Origin of the sequence: Pantoea sp. WEP, assembly GCF_041678305.1 — a bacterium.
GTDB lineage: Bacteria > Pseudomonadota > Gammaproteobacteria > Enterobacterales > Enterobacteriaceae > Pantoea > Pantoea dispersa.
On record NZ_JBGNXB010000001.1, the window covers coordinates 1,960,421 to 1,979,169 of the forward strand.

General features: G+C 54.9%; 20 protein-coding genes. 10 read left to right on the forward strand and 10 right to left on the reverse strand.

Going from position 1 to position 18,749, the window contains the following annotated elements; genetic code table 11:
• Window positions 1-10 precede the first annotated feature (10 nt).
• Window positions 11-418, reverse strand: coding sequence for a histone-like nucleoid-structuring protein H-NS (gene hns / locus ABVR31_RS09015; protein ID WP_031280215.1), 408 nt, complete (start codon window positions 416-418; stop codon window positions 11-13).
• A gap of 82 nt (window positions 419-500) precedes the next feature.
• Window positions 501-812: a hypothetical protein gene (locus ABVR31_RS09020; RefSeq protein ID WP_372772488.1), complete on the reverse strand. Its 312-nt coding sequence runs from the start codon at window positions 810-812 to the stop codon at window positions 501-503.
• Window positions 813-821: 9 nt separating this feature from the next.
• Here ABVR31_RS09020 and tdk point away from each other — a divergent pair, with 9 nt between their 5' ends.
• Complete coding sequence (gene tdk, locus ABVR31_RS09025) at window positions 822-1,442, forward strand: thymidine kinase (protein ID WP_058757709.1); 621 nt, start codon at window positions 822-824, stop codon at window positions 1,440-1,442.
• 53 nt (window positions 1,443-1,495) lie between these two features.
• Here the strand turns inward: tdk and adhE are convergent, their stop codons facing one another.
• Window positions 1,496-4,174, reverse strand: coding sequence for a bifunctional acetaldehyde-CoA/alcohol dehydrogenase (gene adhE, locus ABVR31_RS09030; protein WP_058771261.1), 2,679 nt, complete (start codon window positions 4,172-4,174; stop codon window positions 1,496-1,498).
• Window positions 4,175-4,617: 443 nt separating this feature from the next.
• On the opposite strand from adhE, the gene ABVR31_RS09035 reads away from it, so the two are divergent.
• From ABVR31_RS09035 to oppF, 7 genes are all read left to right on the forward strand, one after another.
• On the forward strand, window positions 4,618-5,265 hold the full coding sequence (locus ABVR31_RS09035) for a YchE family NAAT transporter (protein WP_031280216.1): 648 nt from the start codon (window positions 4,618-4,620) through the stop codon (window positions 5,263-5,265).
• A 571-nt stretch (window positions 5,266-5,836) separates the two neighbouring features.
• Window positions 5,837-7,471 carry an ABC transporter substrate-binding protein gene (locus ABVR31_RS09040; protein WP_288443043.1) on the forward strand — a complete coding sequence of 545 codons (1,635 nt, stop codon included), beginning with the start codon at window positions 5,837-5,839 and terminating at the stop codon, window positions 7,469-7,471.
• 158 nt (window positions 7,472-7,629) lie between these two features.
• Window positions 7,630-9,270, forward strand: coding sequence for an oligopeptide ABC transporter substrate-binding protein OppA (oppA, locus tag ABVR31_RS09045; protein WP_021510084.1), 1,641 nt, complete (start codon window positions 7,630-7,632; stop codon window positions 9,268-9,270).
• An 81-nt stretch (window positions 9,271-9,351) separates the two neighbouring features.
• A complete protein-coding gene (gene oppB / locus ABVR31_RS09050) occupies window positions 9,352-10,272 on the forward strand; it encodes an oligopeptide ABC transporter permease OppB (RefSeq protein WP_021510085.1) in 921 nt (306 codons plus the stop codon).
• A 15-nt stretch (window positions 10,273-10,287) separates the two neighbouring features.
• A complete protein-coding gene (gene oppC, locus ABVR31_RS09055; protein WP_021510086.1) occupies window positions 10,288-11,196 on the forward strand; it encodes an oligopeptide ABC transporter permease OppC in 909 nt (302 codons plus the stop codon).
• An 11-nt stretch (window positions 11,197-11,207) separates the two neighbouring features.
• Entirely contained in the window at window positions 11,208-12,227 is a 1,020-nt protein-coding gene (locus ABVR31_RS09060) for an ABC transporter ATP-binding protein (protein ID WP_021510087.1), read from the forward strand.
• The gene (oppF, locus tag ABVR31_RS09065; protein WP_021510088.1) at window positions 12,224-13,228 is read left to right on the forward strand and encodes a murein tripeptide/oligopeptide ABC transporter ATP binding protein OppF; all 1,005 of its coding nucleotides are present in this window, start codon (window positions 12,224-12,226) and stop codon (window positions 13,226-13,228) included. The genes ABVR31_RS09060 and oppF overlap by 4 nt, the downstream gene beginning before the upstream one ends.
• Before the next feature lie 59 nt (window positions 13,229-13,287).
• On the opposite strand, the gene ABVR31_RS09070 is transcribed toward oppF, so the two are convergent.
• Both ABVR31_RS09070 and cls read right to left on the reverse strand, forming a co-directional pair.
• On the reverse strand, window positions 13,288-13,617 hold the full coding sequence (locus ABVR31_RS09070; RefSeq protein ID WP_013509338.1) for an HI1450 family dsDNA-mimic protein: 330 nt from the start codon (window positions 13,615-13,617) through the stop codon (window positions 13,288-13,290).
• A 37-nt stretch (window positions 13,618-13,654) separates the two neighbouring features.
• Window positions 13,655-15,115 (reverse strand): cardiolipin synthase, encoded by a 1,461-nt coding sequence (gene cls, locus ABVR31_RS09075; protein ID WP_021510090.1) that lies wholly within the window; start codon window positions 15,113-15,115, stop codon window positions 13,655-13,657.
• A gap of 162 nt (window positions 15,116-15,277) precedes the next feature.
• Here cls and ABVR31_RS09080 point away from each other — a divergent pair, with 162 nt between their 5' ends.
• On the forward strand, window positions 15,278-15,451 hold the full coding sequence (locus tag ABVR31_RS09080) for a YciY family protein (RefSeq protein WP_088517180.1): 174 nt from the start codon (window positions 15,278-15,280) through the stop codon (window positions 15,449-15,451).
• Window positions 15,452-15,467: 16 nt separating this feature from the next.
• Here the strand turns inward: ABVR31_RS09080 and ABVR31_RS09085 are convergent, their stop codons facing one another.
• Complete coding sequence (locus ABVR31_RS09085; protein ID WP_021510092.1) at window positions 15,468-15,641, reverse strand: hypothetical protein; 174 nt, start codon at window positions 15,639-15,641, stop codon at window positions 15,468-15,470.
• Window positions 15,641-15,937, reverse strand: a complete 297-nt coding sequence (locus ABVR31_RS09090) for a YciI family protein (RefSeq protein WP_010617723.1) — start codon at window positions 15,935-15,937, stop codon at window positions 15,641-15,643. Before ABVR31_RS09090 ends, ABVR31_RS09085 begins: the two co-directional genes overlap by 1 nt.
• A 205-nt stretch (window positions 15,938-16,142) precedes the next feature.
• Here ABVR31_RS09090 and tonB point away from each other — a divergent pair, with 205 nt between their 5' ends.
• A complete protein-coding gene (tonB, locus tag ABVR31_RS09095; protein WP_193750260.1) occupies window positions 16,143-16,874 on the forward strand; it encodes a TonB system transport protein TonB in 732 nt (243 codons plus the stop codon).
• A gap of 51 nt (window positions 16,875-16,925) precedes the next feature.
• Here tonB and yciA read toward each other — a convergent pair whose 3' ends face one another.
• From yciA to ABVR31_RS09110, 3 genes are read right to left on the reverse strand one after another with little or no spacing between them, the layout of a single operon-like run.
• The gene (gene yciA, locus ABVR31_RS09100) at window positions 16,926-17,342 is read right to left on the reverse strand and encodes an acyl-CoA thioester hydrolase YciA (RefSeq protein WP_058758638.1); all 417 of its coding nucleotides are present in this window, start codon (window positions 17,340-17,342) and stop codon (window positions 16,926-16,928) included.
• Between the two features lie 54 nt (window positions 17,343-17,396).
• Window positions 17,397-17,936 carry a septation protein A gene (locus ABVR31_RS09105; RefSeq protein ID WP_058758637.1) on the reverse strand — a complete coding sequence of 180 codons (540 nt, stop codon included), beginning with the start codon at window positions 17,934-17,936 and terminating at the stop codon, window positions 17,397-17,399.
• A gap of 60 nt (window positions 17,937-17,996) precedes the next feature.
• Window positions 17,997-18,731: a YciC family protein gene (locus tag ABVR31_RS09110; RefSeq protein ID WP_372772495.1), complete on the reverse strand. Its 735-nt coding sequence runs from the start codon at window positions 18,729-18,731 to the stop codon at window positions 17,997-17,999.
• Window positions 18,732-18,749 lie beyond the last annotated feature (18 nt).

Below are 18,749 nucleotides of genomic sequence, written 5' to 3' on the forward strand. Positions count from 1 at the left end.
CACTGGTTCCTTACAGCAGGAAATCGTCCAGTTGTTTACCTTGTTCTTCAATCGCTTTTTTAATCACGGCTGGCGTACGTCCCTGGCCGGTCCAGGTACGGTTCTCACCGTTTTCGTCGACGTAACCGTACTTCGCCGGGCGAGCCGCACGTTTGGCTTTACCTGGCGCTTTGGTTTCTGCTAATGCCTGCAGCAGTTCGTTTGGATCAATACCGTCTGCCATCAGCATTTCACGATATTGTTCCAGCTTACGGCTGCGCTCGGCATTTTCCGCCTGGGCAAGAGATTCTTCTTCACGACGTTCATTCACCACAACCTCAAGTTTTTCCAGCATCTCTTCCAGTGTTTCCAGAGAGCATTCCCGAGCCTGCGCGCGCAATGTACGGATATTATTAAGAATTTTAAGTGCTTCGCTCATTGTCCTAATCTCAAAATATAATAAATGGAGTTGTTCTGCCGCCTCATAATAGTGGCGGTGAAAAATAACTGCAATAGCCAGATTAAAAAGCAAAACGTAAAGTTAATGTTGTTAAGCTTTTTAAGGCGCTATTTATTATTCTTTTTATAGATTTGATAGCACAGGTTTTGCAGGGATAAATACCGCTGTGCGCCTTTCGCCCGGGCATCAGCGCTAATAATACTGAATAAAATTGCTGCATGATCACGGCTTTGACATAACGTGCGAAATGTTGATAACGATGCTGCTGATCTATGACGATGGCGTTAATTTGAGCAGTTGATAAAAATAATGCATCGCAACAGTGCAGCAGCTTTATGATAGACTCACGCGCAACAGTTTCGGGCAGTGACAAGAGACATTTATGGCGCAACTCTATTTTTATTACTCAGCGATGAACGCGGGAAAATCCACCGCACTGCTGCAGTCTTCCTACAATTACCATGAGCGCGGCATGCGTACGCTGGTGTATACCGCGGAAATTGACGACCGCTTCGGCGCCGGAAAAGTCAGCTCGCGTATTGGTCTTTCGTCTCCGGCTTTTTTATATAACGCGCAGACCAACCTGGAAAGTGAAATAGCGGAACAGCACGCGAAGCAGACGGTTCACTGTGTACTGGTGGATGAGAGCCAGTTTCTGACGCGTGAGCAGGTGAAAGCCCTGTCGGACGTGGTAGATAATCTGGATATTCCGGTGCTGTGTTATGGTCTGCGTACCGACTTTCGCGGTGAGTTATTTACCGGCAGTCAGTATTTACTGGCCTGGGCCGATAAGCTGGTGGAATTGAAAACCGTGTGTCACTGTGGACGCAAAGCCAGCATGGTGTTACGGCTGGATGCGCAGGGTAAACCGTTCAGCGAAGGGGAGCAGGTGGTGATCGGTGGTAATGAGCGCTATATCTCTGTGTGCCGCAAGCACTATAAACAGGCGATTAATGACGGCTCGCTAAACGCCATTTACGGTTCACAACTGCCTCACGCCTGAATAGCCGCAGCATAAAAAAACCCGCCGCAGCGGGTTTTTTTGTATCAGGCCAGTCAGGCCTTTTTGGTTTTCTTCTCACTCTTTACGGCTTTAGCTTCACCCTCAGCGGCAACACTGTTATCTGCTTCTGAGAACTCACGGCCATAGAAGGTATCCAGCATGATTTGTTTCAGTTCGGCAATCAGCGGATAGCGTGGGTTAGCGCCGGTACACTGGTCATCGAACGCATCATCCGCCAGTTTGTCGACTTTCGCCAGGAAGTCAGCTTCCTGCACGCCCGCTTCGCGGATAGAAGTTGGGATGCCCAGCTGAGTTTTCATCTCTTCCAGCCATGCCAGCAGTTTTTCAATTTTCTGCGCGGTACGGTCACCGGCTGCGCTCAGACCGAGATGGTCAGCAATCTCAGCATAGCGGCGGCGTGCCTGCGGACGGTCGTACTGGCTGAAGGCAGTCTGCTTGGTTGGATTGTCATTCGCGTTGTAGCGAATCACGTTACAAATCAGCAGGGCGTTGGCCAGACCGTGTGGAATGTGGAACTCAGAGCCCAGTTTATGCGCCATGGAGTGACACACGCCGAGGAAGGCGTTGGCGAAAGCGATACCGGCAATGGTCGCCGCATTGTGAACACGCTCACGCGCCACAGGATTTTTCGCGCCGTCGCGGTAGCTGGCAGGCAGATTCTCTTTCAGCAACTTCAGTGCCTGCAGCGCCTGACCGTCAGAGTATTCGTTGGCCAGTACCGATACATAGGCTTCCAGCGCATGGGTGACGGCATCCAGTCCCCCAAAGGCGCACAGCGAACGCGGCATCTCCATCACCAGGTTGGCATCGACAATCGCCATATCCGGCGTCAGGGCATAGTCTGCCAGCGGATATTTCTGGCCGGTGGCATCGTCGGTTACTACCGCAAACGGGGTAACTTCTGAACCGGTACCGGAAGTGGTGGTGATGGCCACCATGCGCGCTTTGACACCCATTTTCGGGAACTTGTAGATACGTTTACGGATGTCCATAAAGCGCAGCGCCAGTTCTTCAAAGTGGGTTTCCGGATGCTCGTACATCACCCACATAATCTTGGCCGCATCCATCGGTGAACCGCCGCCCAGGGCGATGATTACGTCAGGTTTGAAGCTGTTCATCTGCTCGGCACCTTTACGCACGATGCTCAGCGTTGGGTCTGCTTCTACTTCAAAGAACACTTCGGTCTCAATACCGTGTGATTTCAGCACGCGGGTGACCTGGTCAGCATAACCGTTGTTGAACAGGAAGCGGTCGGTGACGATAAAGGCGCGTTTTGCACCGTCTGTCGCCACTTCTTCCAGCGCAATTGGCAGAGAACCGCGGCGGAAGTAGATAGACTTCGGAAGTTTATGCCACAACATATTTTCAGCTCGCTTGGCCACGGTTTTCTTGTTGATCAGGTGTTTTGGACCCACGTTTTCAGAGATAGAGTTACCACCCCATGAACCGCAGCCCAGCGTGAGTGAAGGGGCCAGCTTGAAGTTATACAGGTCACCAATCCCGCCCTGTGAAGCCGGGGTGTTGATCAGGATGCGCGCGGTTTTCATTTTGTCGCCGAAGAAGTTTACGCGCTCGCGCTGGTTGTCCTGGTCGGTATAAAGACAGGAGGTGTGGCCGATACCGCCCATTGCCACCAGTTTTTCTGCTTTATCCACCGCATCGTAATAGTCTTTCGCGCGGTACATGGCCAGCGTAGGCGAGAGCTTCTCATGGGCGAACGGCTCAGACTCATCCACCAGTTTCACTTCACCAATCAGAATTTTGGTGCTCACCGGCACGCTAATCCCTGCCAGTTCAGCAATTTTGTAAGCCGGCTGACCGACAATCGCCGCGTTCAGCGCGCCATTTTTCAGGATGATATCCTGCACCGCTTTCAGCTCTTTGCCCTGCAGCAGGTAGCCACCGTGGCTGGCGAAGCGCTCGCGCACGGCATCATAGACAGAGTCCACGACAATCACTGACTGTTCAGACGCGCAAATCACGCCGTTGTCGAAGGTTTTTGACATCAGGATCGAGGCAACCGCGCGTTTGATATCGGCCGTTTCGTCAATTACCACCGGGGTGTTACCCGCGCCCACACCAATCGCTGGTTTGCCGGAGCTGTAAGCCGCTTTCACCATGCCCGGACCACCGGTGGCGAGAATCAGGTTGATATCCGGGTGATGCATCAGCTGGTTAGAGAGCTCAACCGATGGCGCATCAATCCAGCCAATAATGTCTTTTGGCGCGCCGGCCGCGATAGCAGCCTGCAGTACGATGTCAGCCGCTTTGTTGGTGGCATCTTTGGCACGTGGATGAGGAGAGAAGATGATACCGTTACGGGTTTTCAGGCTAATCAGGGCCTTGAAGATGGCGGTAGAGGTCGGGTTGGTGGTGGGCACGATGCCACAAATCAGGCCAATCGGCTCAGCGATGGTGATGGTGCCAAAGGTATCATCGGTGTCCAGCACGCCACAGGTTTTTTCGTCTTTGTAAGCGTTGTAGATATATTCGGAAGCGAAGTGGTTTTTGATGACTTTATCTTCAACGATACCCATGCCGGATTCGGCAACGGCCATTTTGGCGAGAGGGATACGGGCATCGGCAGCGGCGAGGGCGGCCGCACGGAAAATGGTATCAACTTGTTCCTGACTAAAATTGGCGTATTCGCGCTGTGCCTTTTTAACACGTTCTACCAGTGCGTTAAGCTCGGCAACATTAGTAACGGCCATAATACTCTCCTAAGGAAGTTAAACTTTTTTAGTAAACAAGCCTGAATCCAGAAGTATAGTCTCGTTACGCTTATGGATAGCTAAGGATGGCGATGCCCGTGCCGTTGCTTACTAAAAAGGTTTTTCCGCCAGGATGACCTGTGTCACAGGGTTGAGTTCCGATGGGCTAAGATTACCCCTGATGGGGTAGGCAATTTATGATGCAGATCAATTTAACTATCAGCTGACACCTTTCAGCGCTCACTTTTGCAAGTAAAGTTAGCGTCGACGGCTACAGAAGCCGATCTGACCGGCTGTAGGCCGATAACATCGCGCTAACAGTAGCGGAATAAACTGGGATAGTGCTTTAAGTGCAGCATTTATTTCTACGTTAGCCTCTGGTGTTTCGCCAGGCTTTTGCACTACATTAAGCGCGATTTTTTCGCCATTACCTGGAGCCCACCGTGACCCCTGCGCTACTCGATCTTTCTGGCTACATTAAATTTTTTGTGGGTTTGTTCGCGCTGGTTAACCCGGTCGGCATTATTCCGGTATTTATCAGCATGACCAGCTACCAGGCGGTGGCGGAGCGCAATAAAACTAACCTGACCGCGAACCTGGCGGTGGCGATTATCCTCTGGACCTCGCTGTTTCTTGGCGACGGTATCCTGCATCTGTTTGGTATCTCGATTGACTCTTTCCGCATCGCCGGTGGCATTCTGGTGGTCACCATCGCTATGTCGATGATCAGCGGCAAGCTGGGTGAAGACAAACAGAACAAGCAGGAGAAGTCAGAAACGGCGATTCGTGAAAGCATCGGCGTGGTGCCGCTGGCGCTGCCGCTGATGGCAGGGCCGGGCGCGATCAGCTCGACCATTGTCTGGAGCTCGCGTTATCACAGCTGGCCAAATCTGCTGGGCTTTACCCTGGCGATTGCGATATTTGCCTTCTGCTGCTGGTTATTGTTCCGGGCCGCACCGCTGATGGTGCGCGTATTGGGACAAACCGGTATCAACGTCATTACGCGTATCATGGGGCTGCTGCTCATGGCGCTGGGCATTGAGTTTGTCGTGACCGGAATGAAAGCCCTGTTTCCAGGATTACTGAATTAACGGCGGTTATTTTTTATCGCTAAGCGCTTTGTGAACCAGAATGGTGCAAATAAATGAAATATTGCACCATTATAGTGATTTTATTTGTCGCGCTTAATATCGGCCCGACCGCATCAGTTTTACTACTGGTGTTATCCCGCACACAGCCTGAGCCTCAAAATACTGTGATAATCGTCACAGTATATCCCGCTACTCTGTAAATCATCCGCAGTATCATTCTATAGCTTGTGCTGTAAATCTGAATAAATATCCGGGCTTCAGCATTAAAAGCAGCAATATTTGTAAATATTATAAAGTTAGTTGATTAACGAATAATTAACGTGCAAATCAGGCTGAAATTCATTATTTATCAGCGGATTAATGGATAATTCTGCTCAAGAATTAACACTTTTCCTGTGCGCGGCAACGTGATAAAAGAGAATCAGCTAACATTTTTGTGGTTTAGCTTTGGCGTGCGGGCAACGCTTCTGATAATTTTCGGCTCACCGCAAAATTTTTTATCTGCTAGCAACAAATGTGTACGCTTCTTGCTTACTGCTATCAGGTTTATGTTGAAGGTTGATATTGGTTGATGAAAAGCATGGTAGCGAAAACGGCAGCGCGCACGTTTCTGGCGCTTTGCCTCTCCAGTGCGCTGGCGCAAAGTCAGGCCGCTGAGATCCCAGCCGGGACGACATTAGCGGATACGCAACGCATCGTTATTAACAATGGCAGCGAAGTGTCCTCACTTGATCCGCAAAAAGTCGAGGGCGTGCCGGAATCCAATGTGATTCGCAATCTGCTGGAAGGGCTGGTTGAGACCGACAACAACGGTCAACTGGTGCCCGGCGTGGCGCAGCAGTGGCAAAATCAGCAGGGCCGCATCTGGACGTTCACGCTGCGTAAAGACGCCCGCTGGAGCAATGGTGAGCCGGTCACCGCGCAGGATTTTGTCTACAGCTGGCAGCGTCTGGCCGATCCGCGCACCGCCTCGCCGTACGCCAGCTATTTGCAGGCTGCGCACATCAGCAACATTGATGCCATTCTGGCTGGTAAAGCTGCGCCTTCCCAGCTGGGCGTGAAAGCGCTGGACGACCATCATTTGCAGGTTACGCTCTCCGAACCGGTACCGTATTTTGTTGATATGCTGGCTCATACTTCGATGAAACCGGTGTATCGTCCGGCGGTAGAGCAGTGGGGCGATGCCTGGACACAGCCGCGGCATTACGTGGGTAATGGCGCTTACACGCTGGCGGACTGGGTGGTGAATGAGCAGATCGTGGTGAAGCGTAATCCGCACTACTGGGACAATGCCCATACCACGCTGGACGAAGGCGTATTTCTGGCACTCACCTCTGAGAATAGCGATATAAACCGCTATCGCAGTGGCGGCACCGACATGACCAACAGCGTGGTGCCGCCCGATATGTTCAAAAAGCTGCAGCAGGCGCTTGGAGATGAAGTAAAAGTCAGCCCGCTGCTGTGCACCTTCTATTACGAAATCAATAACAAGAAAGCGCCGTTTGACGACGTCCGCGTACGCAACGCGCTGAAGTTAACGCTCGACCGCGACATCATCGCGCAGAAAATTATGGGGCAGGGACAGATCCCGGCCTACGGCCTGACGCCGCCCTTTATTCACGGTATTGCTCTCAATACGCCTGCGTGGGCGCAGCAGACGCAGGCGCAACGTAACGCGGCAGCGAAGCAGTTGCTGGCGGAAGCTGGCTTCAATGCCCAGCATCCGCTGCGTTTTACCCTGCTGTATAACACCTCAGAACAGAACAAGCGTCAGGCGATCGCGGCTGCCTCGATGTGGCAAAAGAATCTCGGTGCGCAGGTCACGCTGCAAAATCAGGAGTGGAAAACGCTACTGGAGACCCGTCATCAGGCACAGTTTGATGTGGTGCGCGCCACCTGGTGTGCGGATTACAACGAGCCATCCAGCTTCCTCAATCTGCTGCTGAGTGGCTCCTCCATCAATACCGCGTTTTATCACAGCGCCGCATTTGATGCGCTGATGGCGCAAACGCTCAACACCGCTGATGACGCGCAGCGCGCGCAGCTCTATCAGCAGGCGGAACAACAGCTGGATCAGGATTCACCGATCATCCCGGTTTACTACCGCGTTAGCGTGCGGCTGGTGAAGCCGTGGGTGGGCGGTTTCAGCGGCAAAGATCCGCAGGATATGCTGGCGCTGAAATACTATTACATAAAGAAACATTGAGTAATGTGACGATCCGGCGCTACAGTCGGGCGTCACGTTGCCGTGGTAACCCTGCAGGGTGGTAGTGATCTTCGCGCAGACAGGCGGAGATCTCCCGGAAACGGGGTACGCCGGGCGGTCAGCCGACCCGGTGACGATAATAAAACTGGAGCGTAATAATGAACAACATCACGAAAAAAAGCCTGATCGCCGCAGGCGTACTGGCGGCCATCGGCGCGCTGGCAGGGAATGCTGCACTGGCGGCCAACGTACCGGCGGGTACCGAATTGGCAGCGAAACAGGAACTGGTGCGCGGCAATGGCGATGAAGTGCAGTCGCTGGATCCGCACAAAATCGAAGGCGTGCCGGAAGATAATATCGCCCGTGACCTGTATGAAGGTCTGATCGTGAGCGACAGCAACGGCAAGCCGGTTCCGGGCGTCGCGGAAAGCTGGGAAAACAAAGACTACAAAGTCTGGACCTTCCATCTGCGTAAAAATGCCAAATGGTCAAACGGCGAGCCGGTCACCGCGCAGGACTTCGTCTACAGCTGGCAGCGTCTGGTCGATCCAAAAACCGCCTCGCCTTATGCGAGCTACCCGCAGTATGGCCACATCCTCAACGTGGATGACATCATCGCCGGTAAAAAACCGACCTCCGATCTTGGCGTGAAAGCACTGGATGACCACACGCTGGAAGTGACGCTGAGCGAGCCGGTACCGTACTTCGATAAGCTGCTGATCAACGCGGTGATGTCACCGGTGTATAAGCCCGCCATTGAGAAGTTTGGCGACCAGTGGACGCAGCCGCAGAACTGGGTCGGCAACGGTGCATTTAAACTGGAATCTCACGTGATCAACGAACGCGTGACGCTGGTGCGTAACCCGGAATACTGGGACAACGAACATACCGTACTGAATAAAGTCACCTTCCTGCCAATCAACTCCGAAGTCAGCGATGTGAACCGTTATTTCTCCGAGAACGGCAGCGACATCACTTACAACAACATGCCGATCGAGCTGTTTAAAAAACTGCAGCGTGATAACGGTAAAGAGCTGATGGTGAAACCGTATCTGTGCACCTACTACTATGAAATCAACAACCAGAAAGCACCGTTTACCGATGTTCGCGTGCGTACCGCGCTGAAGCTGGGTCTGGATCGCGACATCATGGTGAACAAAGTGCTGGCGCAGGGTCAACAGCCGGCCTACAGCTTCACACCGCCAGCCACTGACGGCATGGAACTGCTGCCGCCGGACTGGTACAAGTGGGATCAGAACAAGCGTAACGAAGAAGCGAAGAAACTGCTGGCCGAAGCCGGTTATACCGCCGACAAACCGCTGACCTTCAACCTGCTGTATAACACCTCCGATCTGCACAAAAAACTGGCGATTGCCGCTTCGTCTATCTGGAAAAAGAACATCGGCGTGAACATCAAGCTGGAAAACCAGGAGTGGAAAACCTTCCTGGATACCCGTCATCAGGGCAACTTCGATGTCTCCCGCGCAGCATGGTGTGCTGACTATAACGAACCGACTTCCTTCCTGAACATCATGCTGTCGGACAGCAGCAGTAACACCTCGCACTATAAGAGCGCGGACTTCGACAAAGTGATTCACGATGCGGTGAAAGCGGCGGATGACAAAGCGCGCGTGGCCGATTATCAGAAAGCAGAGCAGATCCTGGATAAAGACAGCACCATCGTGCCGGTTTACTACTACGTGAACGCGCGTCTGGTGAAACCGTACGTTGGCGGCTACACCGGCAACGATCCGCTGGATAAAACCCTGGATAAGAACCTGTACATCATTAAGCATTAATAGCACTCAGGCTATCGACAGTGGCGGTGCTGCGGCGCCGCCTTTTTGACTTTGTGAAGCAACAGCCTGGTAGGTACGGCAATGTTAAAATTCATCCTGCGTCGGCTCCTTGAAGCCATCCCGACGCTATTCATTCTGATCACCATCTCCTTCTTTATGATGCGACTGGCACCCGGCAGTCCGTTCACCGGCGAGCGTGCGCTGGCGCCGGAAGTCATGGCCAACATTGAGGCCAAATATCATCTCAACGACCCGATCGGCAAACAGTATCTCAGCTACCTGGTGCAGCTGGCACACGGCGATTTCGGGCCGTCGTTTAAATATAAAGACTACTCGGTTAACTACCTGGTTGGTCATGCGTTTCCGGTATCGGCCAAACTGGGGCTGGCAGCCTTCTTCCTTGCGGTGGTGCTGGGCGTCACGGCGGGGGTTATCGCCGCGCTGAAGCAAAACAGTTTGTGGGATTACGCGGTCATGGGGGTGGCGATGACCGGGGTGGTCATTCCCAGCTTCGTGGTGGCACCGCTGCTGGTACTGATCTTTGCCATCACTCTGCGCTGGCTGCCGGGCGGCGGCTGGAATGGCGGGCAGTGGAACTACATGCTGCTGCCGATGGTGGCGCTGTCACTGGCTTACATCGCCAGTATCGCCCGTATCACCCGCGGCTCGATGATTGAAGTGATGCACTCCAACTTCATCCGCACCGCGCGTGCGAAAGGGCTGCCGTTGCGCCGTATCGTGCTGCGCCACGCGCTGAAGCCGGCGCTGCTGCCGGTGCTCTCCTATATGGGGCCGGCGTTTGTTGGCATCATCACCGGTTCGATGGTAATCGAATCAATCTACGGTCTGCCGGGCATCGGTCAGCTGTTCGTCAACGGCGCACTGAACCGTGACTACTCGCTGGTGATGAGCCTGACCATTCTGGTCGGCGTGCTGACTATCCTGTTCAACGCGATCGTTGACGTGCTGTACGCCGTTATCGATCCGAAAATTCGTTACTGATGGTGGAGCTCGCTCATGATGTTAAGTAAGAAAAATAGCGAAGCTCTGGACGCGTTCAGCGAAAAGCTGGAAGTGGAAGGGCGCAGCCTGTGGCAGGACGCACGTCGCCGCTTTATTCATAACCGTGCGGCCCTTATCAGCCTGCTGGTGCTGCTGGTGATTGCGCTGTTCGTGGTGTTCGCCCCGATGCTGGCGCAGTTCAAATATGATGATACCGACTGGGCGATGATGTCTGCACCGCCGGACACCACCTCAGGGCACTGGTTTGGCACCGACTCTTCGGGACGTGACCTGCTGGTGCGCGTGGCGATTGGCGGCCGTATCTCACTGATGGTTGGCATCGCTTCAGCGCTGATCGCGGTGCTGGTGGGCACGCTGTACGGTTCGCTGGCCGGCTACCTCGGCGGCAAGATTGACTCGGTGATGATGCGTATCCTGGAAATCCTCAACTCGTTCCCGTTTATGTTCTTCGTCATCCTGCTGGTGACCTTCTTTGGCCGCAATATCCTGCTGATCTTCGTTGCCATTGGCATGGTGTCATGGCTGGATATGGCGCGTATCGTGCGCGGCCAGACGCTGGGACTGAAGCGCAAAGAGTTCATCGAAGCGGCACAGGTCGGCGGCGTTTCTACCGGCAATATCGTGCTGCGCCACATCGTGCCGAACGTGCTGGGTGTGGTGGTGGTGTATGCCTCGCTGCTGGTGCCAAGCATGATCCTGTTTGAATCCTTCCTGAGCTTCCTTGGCCTCGGTACCCAGGAACCACTGAGCAGCTGGGGCGCGCTGTTGAGCGACGGCGCCAACTCGATGGAAGTATCACCGTGGCTGCTGATGTTCCCGGCGGGATTCCTGGTGGTGACGTTGTTCTGTTTCAACTTTATCGGCGATGGCCTGCGTGACGCCCTCGACCCGAAAGATCGTTAAGGAGTTTCCCGATGACCCATCATGATACTCAGCAGCCGCTGGCGGCTGCACCTGCGGGAAACGCTAACCTGCTGCTGGACGTTAAAGATCTGCGCGTTACCTTCAGTACCCACGACGGCGACGTGACCGCTGTGAACGACCTCAACTTTTCCCTGCGCGCCGGTGAAACGCTGGGCATTGTCGGTGAATCCGGCTCCGGAAAATCGCAAACCGCGTTTGCACTGATGGGACTGCTGGCGAAAAATGGTCGCATTGGCGGCTCGGCGCAGTTCAACGGCAGCGAAATTCTCAATCTGCCGGAAAGCAAGCTGAACAAGCTGCGCGCGGAGCAGATTGCGATGATTTTCCAGGACCCGATGACATCGCTCAATCCGTACATGCGCGTCGGCGAACAGCTGATGGAGGTGCTGAAACTGCACAAAGGCATGAGCAGCGCCCAGGCGTTTGAAGAGTCGGTGCGCATGCTGGATGCGGTGAAAATGCCGGAAGCACGCAAGCGCATGAAAATGTTCCCGCACGAGTTTTCCGGTGGCATGCGTCAGCGCGTAATGATCGCCATGGCGCTGCTGTGCCGGCCAAAGCTGCTGATTGCCGATGAGCCAACCACCGCGCTGGATGTCACCGTGCAGGCGCAAATCATGACGCTGCTGAATGAGCTGAAGCGTGAATTTAACACCGCCATCATCATGATCACTCACGATCTCGGCGTTGTTGCCGGGATCTGTGACAAGGTACTGGTGATGTATGCCGGGCGCACCATGGAGTATGGCCGTGCGCGCGATGTGTTCTACCAGCCGGCACATCCGTACTCGATCGGTTTGCTGAGCGCGGTGCCGCGTCTTGACGCGGAGGGTGAGTCGCTGACCACCATTCCCGGCAACCCGCCCAACCTGTTGCGTCTGCCGCAGGGCTGTCCGTTCCAGCCGCGCTGCGCATATGCCATGGATATTTGTGCCAAATCACCGCCGCTTGAACCGTTTGCCGAAGGGCGCCTGCGCGCCTGCTTCAAACCGGTGGAGGAGTTAGTATGAGCACCGTAATTGAAGAGAAAAAAGTGTTGCTGGAAATCGCCGATCTCAAGGTGCATTTCGATATCAAAGACGGCAAGCAGTGGTTCTGGCAGCCGCCGAAAACCCTGAAAGCGGTGGATGGTGTCAGTCTGCGTCTGTATGAAGGCGAAACCCTCGGCGTGGTCGGTGAATCCGGCTGCGGCAAATCCACGCTGGCGCGCGCCATTATCGGTCTGGTGAAAGCCACCGACGGGCGCGTGGCGTGGCTGGGGCGCGATCTGCTGGGCCAGAGCCAGGAAGAGTGGCGTCAGGCGCGCAGTGACATTCAGATGATCTTTCAGGACCCGCTGGCCTCGCTCAACCCGCGTATGACCATTGGTGACATCATCGCCGAACCGCTACGCACCTACTATCCAAAGATGCCGCGTCAGGAAGTGAAGGATAAGGTTAAAACCATGATGATGAAGGTCGGTCTGCTGCCGAACCTCATCAACCGCTATCCGCACGAGTTCTCCGGTGGCCAGTGCCAGCGTATCGGTATCGCTCGTGCACTGATTCTTGAGCCGAAGCTGATTATCTGTGATGAGCCGGTGTCGGCGCTCGACGTGTCGATTCAGGCGCAGGTGGTTAACCTGCTGCAGAAACTGCAGCGTGAAATGGGCCTGTCGCTGATCTTCATCGCGCATGACCTGGCGGTGGTGAAGCACATCTCTGATCGCGTACTGGTGATGTATCTCGGCCACGCGGTTGAGCTGGGTACCTATGATGCGGTGTATAACGATCCGCAGCATCCGTATACCAAAGCGCTGATGTCGGCGGTGCCGATTCCTGATCCGGACCTGGAGAAGAATAAGCAGATTCAGCTGCTGGAAGGGGAACTGCCGTCGCCAATCAATCCGCCATCAGGCTGCGTGTTCCGTACCCGCTGCCCGATTGCCGGCCCGGAGTGCGCCAAAACCCGACCGCTACTGGAAGGCAGTTTCCGCCATGCGGTATCCTGTCTGAAGGTTGATCCGCTTTAATAGCGGTGCCATAAACAACAACGCCGGGCACAGCCCGGCGTTTTTTTATGCGCTGCGGCTTATTCACGCCACAGAATATGACACAGCTTATGGTCTTTCTCGCGGCACAGCAGGATGCGCGCGAACACATCGGTAATCGGTTCGCCGTCCGCTTCACCGAGGCCGATCACCACTTCTGAAAAGAAGTCAGGGTTGAGATCGAAATCCACATGTTCCTGCCAGTCTTCGGATGGATCAAACAGCTCGGCGCCGCCGCGCTCTTCAAATTGCAGATTGAACAGAATGATGTCTGCCGGATCGAGGTTATCGCCTGCCAGCTCAAGAAAAATATCGTAAGCCTGTTCCAGCGTTTCATCTTCAGTAAGGCGATTATTTAAATCCATGGTCATTCCTGCTTGCCCTGAGGCGGTAATATTTTCGCTCGTTTTACAGTAAAGGGCTAAAGAAGTAAAACAGTCGTTCGACGATGCGCTGCCACCAGGCACGTTTTGCCCAGCGCGCGCCGTCCAGCAGACGCGAGCGGGCGATATAATCATCCTGGACCGTGGCGAGATCGCTACCAAAGCCGTCATCATCCACCACCAGCGTGATCTCGAAGTTGAGCCACAGGCTGCGCATATCCAGGTTCACCGTGCCCACCAGACTGAGCTGACCGTCCACCAGCACGCTCTTGGTGTGCAACAGGCCATCTTCAAACTGGTAGATTTTCACCCCGGCTTCCAGCAGTTCAGTGAAGAAGGCGCGGCTGGCCCAGCCGACCAGCAGCGAGTCATTGTGGCGCGGTACAACAATGCTCACCTCAACGCCACGCAGCGCGGCGGTACAGATGGCGTGCAGTAAGTCGTCGCTCGGCACGAAGTAGGGCGTGGTCATGATCAACTGCTCGCGCGCCGAATACACCGCCGTCAGCAGCGCCTGATGAATCATGTCCTCCGGGAAGCCCGGCCCTGAGGCGATCACCTGAATGGTGTGACCGCTCTCCTGCTCAAACGGCATCACATTGCCGTCCGGCGCTGGCGGCAGAATGCGTTTGCCGGTTTCGATTTCCCAGTCGCAGGCGTAGACGATGCCCATGGTGGTGGCCACCGGGCCCTCCATGCGCGCCATCAGATCAATCCATTGACCCACGCCAGCATCCTGTTTAAAGAAGCGCGGATCCACCAGGTTCATGCTGCCGGTATAGGCAATATAGTTATCGATCAGTACCACTTTGCGATGCTGACGCAAATCCATGCGGCGCAGGAATACACGCCACAGGCTGACCTGCAATGCCTCGACTACATCAATACCGGCGTTGCGCATCATGCCCACCCACGGACTGCGGAAGAACGCCACGCTGCCGGCGGAGTCCAGCATCAGGCGGCAGTGCACGCCGCGCCGTGAGGCAGCCATCAGCGATTCCGCTACATCATCAGCCAGACCACCCGGCTGCCAGATGTAAAACACCATCTCAATATTATGGCGCGCCAGCTGAATATCGCGGATCAGCGCCTGCATCACGTCATCGGCGCTGGTCAGCAGCTGCAGCTGATTGCCTTTAACGCCGGCAATACCCTGACGATGACGGCACAGCTCGAACAGGGAACGCGCCACGTCGCTGTGTTCAGTCGCGAAAATGTGACGACACTGTTTCAGGTCGTTGAGCCATTTGGCGGTCGAGGGCCACATGGTGCGGGCGCGTTCTGCGCGACGTTTACCTAAATGCAGTTCGCCAAACGACAGATAGGCGATAATACCCACCAGCGGCAGAATGTAGATGATCAGCAGCCAGGCCATCGCCGAGGTCACCGCACGCCGCTTCATCAGGATGCGCAGCGTAACCCCGGCAATCAGCAGCCAGTAGCCAAACAGCAGCAACCAGCTGATAAGGGTATAAAATGTGGTCATAAAGTGGACGTCCCGTTCGCGCTTTGATGGGCAAAGTTTACGTGTTGATCTGCGCCAGCGAAACCTTTAATCGTTGATGACGTTTCGATGAAGGTTTCGATTTGGCATTTTTAGCCAGATCACTATAATGCGTCGCGGGTTTAGCCAGTCAGAGAGGATGTGATGAGACGCAGCAGAAATGAAGTGGCCCGCTGGAGAATGTTACGCCAGGCGCATCGCCGTCGTGCCCGCTGGCTGGAAGGGCAGTCACGTCGTTATAAGCGCATCCATGCGATTCGTCATCAGGTAGCGCAGCAGCAGCGTCGCTCTATCCTGTTTATCACGCAGAATACCTGAGCAATGAACGCGGTCGTCAGTGGCCGCGTAATACCAGTGAAACATTCACTATCTGCAGGGCTGCCGCCAGTACCACCAGCATGACGATGTGCTGGCGTGCCTGACGCCAGCCCTGACGGCGCCACAGCCACAGCGCACGACCAATCAGCAGCAGCACCAGCACTAACAACAGAAGGGGCTGCCACTGCATCAGAACACCCGTTTAAACGGTTTAACCGTGACTTTATCGTACACGCCAGCGGCGATATATGGATCGTCATTGGCCCACGACTGGGCCGTTTCCAGCGATGAGAACTCGGCAACAATCACAGAACCGGTGAAACCAGCCGGGCCCGGCTCATTACTGTCGACGGCAGGCAGAGGACCGGCGACAATCAGACGCCCCTCATCCTGCAGCAGCTGCAGACGCGCCAGGTGTGCCGGGCGCACAGAGTTACGTTTTTCCAGTGAATCTGCGGTATCTTCCGCATAAATGACGTAAAGCACGATGGGATACTCCCGTTAGACTTGCCGAATTTGCGAGACACGTTAAGTGATCGCTAAACATAGTGCAAACGAAAGATAATGGGCGCGCGCTGCAACGCAGGCAGGGTTAAAAAGCGCCTTTCTTTTGGGCTTCAGTAGCGTGCTTATTGAAACTGATTGCTATTTGCATTTAAAATCAGCGCTTCACTCAATGAACATGACTGATATGACGACGTTGACTACGCCTTTTCCAACCCGAACGCCTGTGTCCGTGATTTTATCCGTGCTCCTTCACGGTTCGGTAATCGCCGGCATTCTTTATGCTTCATTTCATCAGACCATTGAGGTTCCTAAAGCGTCTCAGCCTATCAGCATTAGCATGGTGGCACCGGAAGTGCAGCCTGAACCGGCACCGGCAGCCGTAACCCCGCCGCCGCCGCCCGAGCCGGAACCCGAGCCGGAAGTCGCGCCAGAGCCACCAAAAGCCGAGCCGGTGCCGATCCCTAAGCCGGAACCTAAACCGAAGCCAAAGCCGAAACCGAAGCCAAAGGTGGAGAAAAAGGCAGAGCCGAAGCCGCGCCAGCAGGTGAAGCCGCAGGAGAATCCGTTTAAACAGGACGCGCCAGCCGCGCAAACGCGCCCCTCTACGGCACCGAAGAATAACCCGGCCCCGACGCAGACGGTGTCGGATGGACCGAAAGCGATGAGCGTCAGCAAGCCGGCGTATCCGGCGCGTGCGTTCGCGCTGCGCGTTGAAGGGCGGGTGCGGGTGAAGTTTGACGTGGACAGCGATGGGCGCGTCGATAACGTCGAGATTTTGTCCGCCGAGCCGCGCAACATGTTTGAGCGCGAAGTGAAGCAGGCGATGAAGAAGTGGCGCTATCAGCCAGGGCGGCCGGGCAAGGGGCTGACGATGAACATCGTGTTCCGCATTAACGGCGGCGCGAACATCGAGTAAAGCCAGACAGGCAAACAAAAAGCGGCCATTCCGGGCCGCTTTTTTATACGCTTAATTGCTCAGATTGGCCTGGCCTTCCGGCAGCGGACGGGATTTCCCGCTGTTATCGACCGCCACATAAACAAACACCGCTTCGGTGGCGCAGTAAGTCTGGCCGATCGGTTCGGACGACACTTTTTTAATCCACACTTCCACGTTGATGGTCATCGAGCTATTGCCGGTGCGGATGCAGCGCGCGTAGCAACTCACCACATCGCCGACGGCGACGGGCTTGAGGAAGGTCATACCGTCCACGCGCACCGTTACCACGCGACCTTTGGCAATCTCTTTAGCCAGTATCGCGCCGCCCATATCCATCTGCGACATCAGCCAGCCGCCGAAGATATCACCGTTGGCATTGGTATCTGCCGGCATCGCCAGGGTACGCGAGACCATCTCGCCTTGCGGCAACTTATGTTTTTCGTCCATTGCTCAGTTCTTCTGCAGGTGAAGACAAGCCCGGCGGAGACCAGGCTGCATCGATTATTTTTGTTCTTGTTGCGGCATCTGTCGCCAGATGTACAGGCCGCTTAACAGCGTAAACAGCAGGGTCAGGCCGGTAAGACCGAACACTTTAAAGTTAACCCAAAACGCCTGGGATAACCAAAACGCCACATAAATATTCGCCAGGCCGCAGGCCAGGAAGAACAGGGCCCAGGCGATATTCAGCCGACGCCATACCGCACCCGGCAGCTGCAGCTCTTTGCCAAGCATGGTCTGGATCAGCGGTTGCTGCATAAACCACTGGCTGTACAGCAGCGCCAGCGCAAACAGCGAGTAAATCACCGTGACTTTCCACTTGATGAACTCATCGTTGTGGAACACATAGGTCAGGGTGCCGAACACCGCAACCAGCACAAAGGTGAAAATGGTCATCTTTTCCAGCTTGCGGTACAGCACCCAGCTGACCACCAGCGCGATACCGGTCGCCACCACCAACGCGCCGGAGGCGACGAAAATGTCGTACAGCTTGTAGAAAATAAAGAAAACTACCAGGGGAAGAAAATCGAGTAACTGCTTCATAGCGTTTCCAGTCAGGGGCAGGAGCGTTGAGTTACGGCGCCGCCACGGGCGCCGTAACGCTTAACGTAACAGCATATACAGCCGGTACAAATAGATAATCAGAATGGCTGATACCAGGTTGCCCAGCGCGTTGAGCACCACCGAAGCGATATTGGCAGGCAGCACGGTCAGGGTGGAGAAGAAGAACATCAGCGCAATTTTCGCCAGCAGCCACAGAATAATCGCCGGGGCAATCACCTTAATGTTCTTCCAGGCCAGACGCATACTGGCGCGCATCGCACTGAAAATGCCCATTTTTTCACTTGCCAGCATCACCGGCGCCAGCGACAGCAGAATCGCCAGAATCACACCCGGCACCATCAGTACCATAAAGCCCAGCTGAACCAGCAGGGTGATCAGGAAGGTCTGCACCAGCAGTTTCGGCAGCAGCGGCGCAGAGGCGCCAATCGCGCGCAGCGCGCTGACGCGCTGTCCACTGGATACCATCGGCAGCAGGCACAGCATGCCGCCCAATAGCAGCGTGTTGCCAATCAGGGCAGCGAAAGTGCCCGCGGCAGAGGCGCGCAGCAGAATGCGTTGCTGATCCGGTGACATGTTCTGGACGATTTCAAACAGCGATGAGGCGCTGCTGTCGGTCTGGCTGAGCAGGGATAACTGATCCTCGCCCGGCGTCAGGGCGTGGCCAACAATCACGGTAATAAACGAGGTCAGCAACGCCATCAGCACGATGGTGACCAGCTGATGGCGCAGAAAATTTCCTGTGTCACGGTATAACGAGCTTGCCGTGATAGACATGTACACTCCTTGAAGGAA

Bases quoted from the DNA above. Each gene is read 5' to 3' on its own strand.
- oppC (WP_021510086.1), top strand. From the start codon at position 10,288: ATGATGTTAAGTAAGAAAAATAGCGAAGCTCTGGACGCGTTCAGCGAA.
- ABVR31_RS09080 (WP_088517180.1), top strand. From the start codon at position 15,278: ATGAGACGCAGCAGAAATGAAGTGGCCCGCTGGAGAATGTTACGCCAG.
- ABVR31_RS09085 (WP_021510092.1), bottom strand. From the start codon at position 15,641: ATGCAGTGGCAGCCCCTTCTGTTGTTAGTGCTGGTGCTGCTGCTGATT.
- ABVR31_RS09110 (WP_372772495.1), bottom strand. From the start codon at position 18,731: ATGTCTATCACGGCAAGCTCGTTATACCGTGACACAGGAAATTTTCTG.
- tonB (WP_193750260.1), top strand. From the start codon at position 16,143: ATGACGACGTTGACTACGCCTTTTCCAACCCGAACGCCTGTGTCCGTG.
- tdk (WP_058757709.1), top strand. From the start codon at position 822: ATGGCGCAACTCTATTTTTATTACTCAGCGATGAACGCGGGAAAATCC.
- oppA (WP_021510084.1), top strand. From the start codon at position 7,630: ATGAACAACATCACGAAAAAAAGCCTGATCGCCGCAGGCGTACTGGCG.
- oppB (WP_021510085.1), top strand. From the start codon at position 9,352: ATGTTAAAATTCATCCTGCGTCGGCTCCTTGAAGCCATCCCGACGCTA.
- adhE (WP_058771261.1), bottom strand. From the start codon at position 4,174: ATGGCCGTTACTAATGTTGCCGAGCTTAACGCACTGGTAGAACGTGTT.
- ABVR31_RS09060 (WP_021510087.1), top strand. From the start codon at position 11,208: ATGACCCATCATGATACTCAGCAGCCGCTGGCGGCTGCACCTGCGGGA.
- oppF (WP_021510088.1), top strand. From the start codon at position 12,224: ATGAGCACCGTAATTGAAGAGAAAAAAGTGTTGCTGGAAATCGCCGAT.
- ABVR31_RS09105 (WP_058758637.1), bottom strand. From the start codon at position 17,936: ATGAAGCAGTTACTCGATTTTCTTCCCCTGGTAGTTTTCTTTATTTTC.
- cls (WP_021510090.1), bottom strand. From the start codon at position 15,115: ATGACCACATTTTATACCCTTATCAGCTGGTTGCTGCTGTTTGGCTAC.
- ABVR31_RS09040 (WP_288443043.1), top strand. From the start codon at position 5,837: ATGAAAAGCATGGTAGCGAAAACGGCAGCGCGCACGTTTCTGGCGCTT.
- hns (WP_031280215.1), bottom strand. From the start codon at position 418: ATGAGCGAAGCACTTAAAATTCTTAATAATATCCGTACATTGCGCGCG.
- yciA (WP_058758638.1), bottom strand. From the start codon at position 17,342: ATGGACGAAAAACATAAGTTGCCGCAAGGCGAGATGGTCTCGCGTACC.
- ABVR31_RS09070 (WP_013509338.1), bottom strand. From the start codon at position 13,617: ATGACCATGGATTTAAATAATCGCCTTACTGAAGATGAAACGCTGGAA.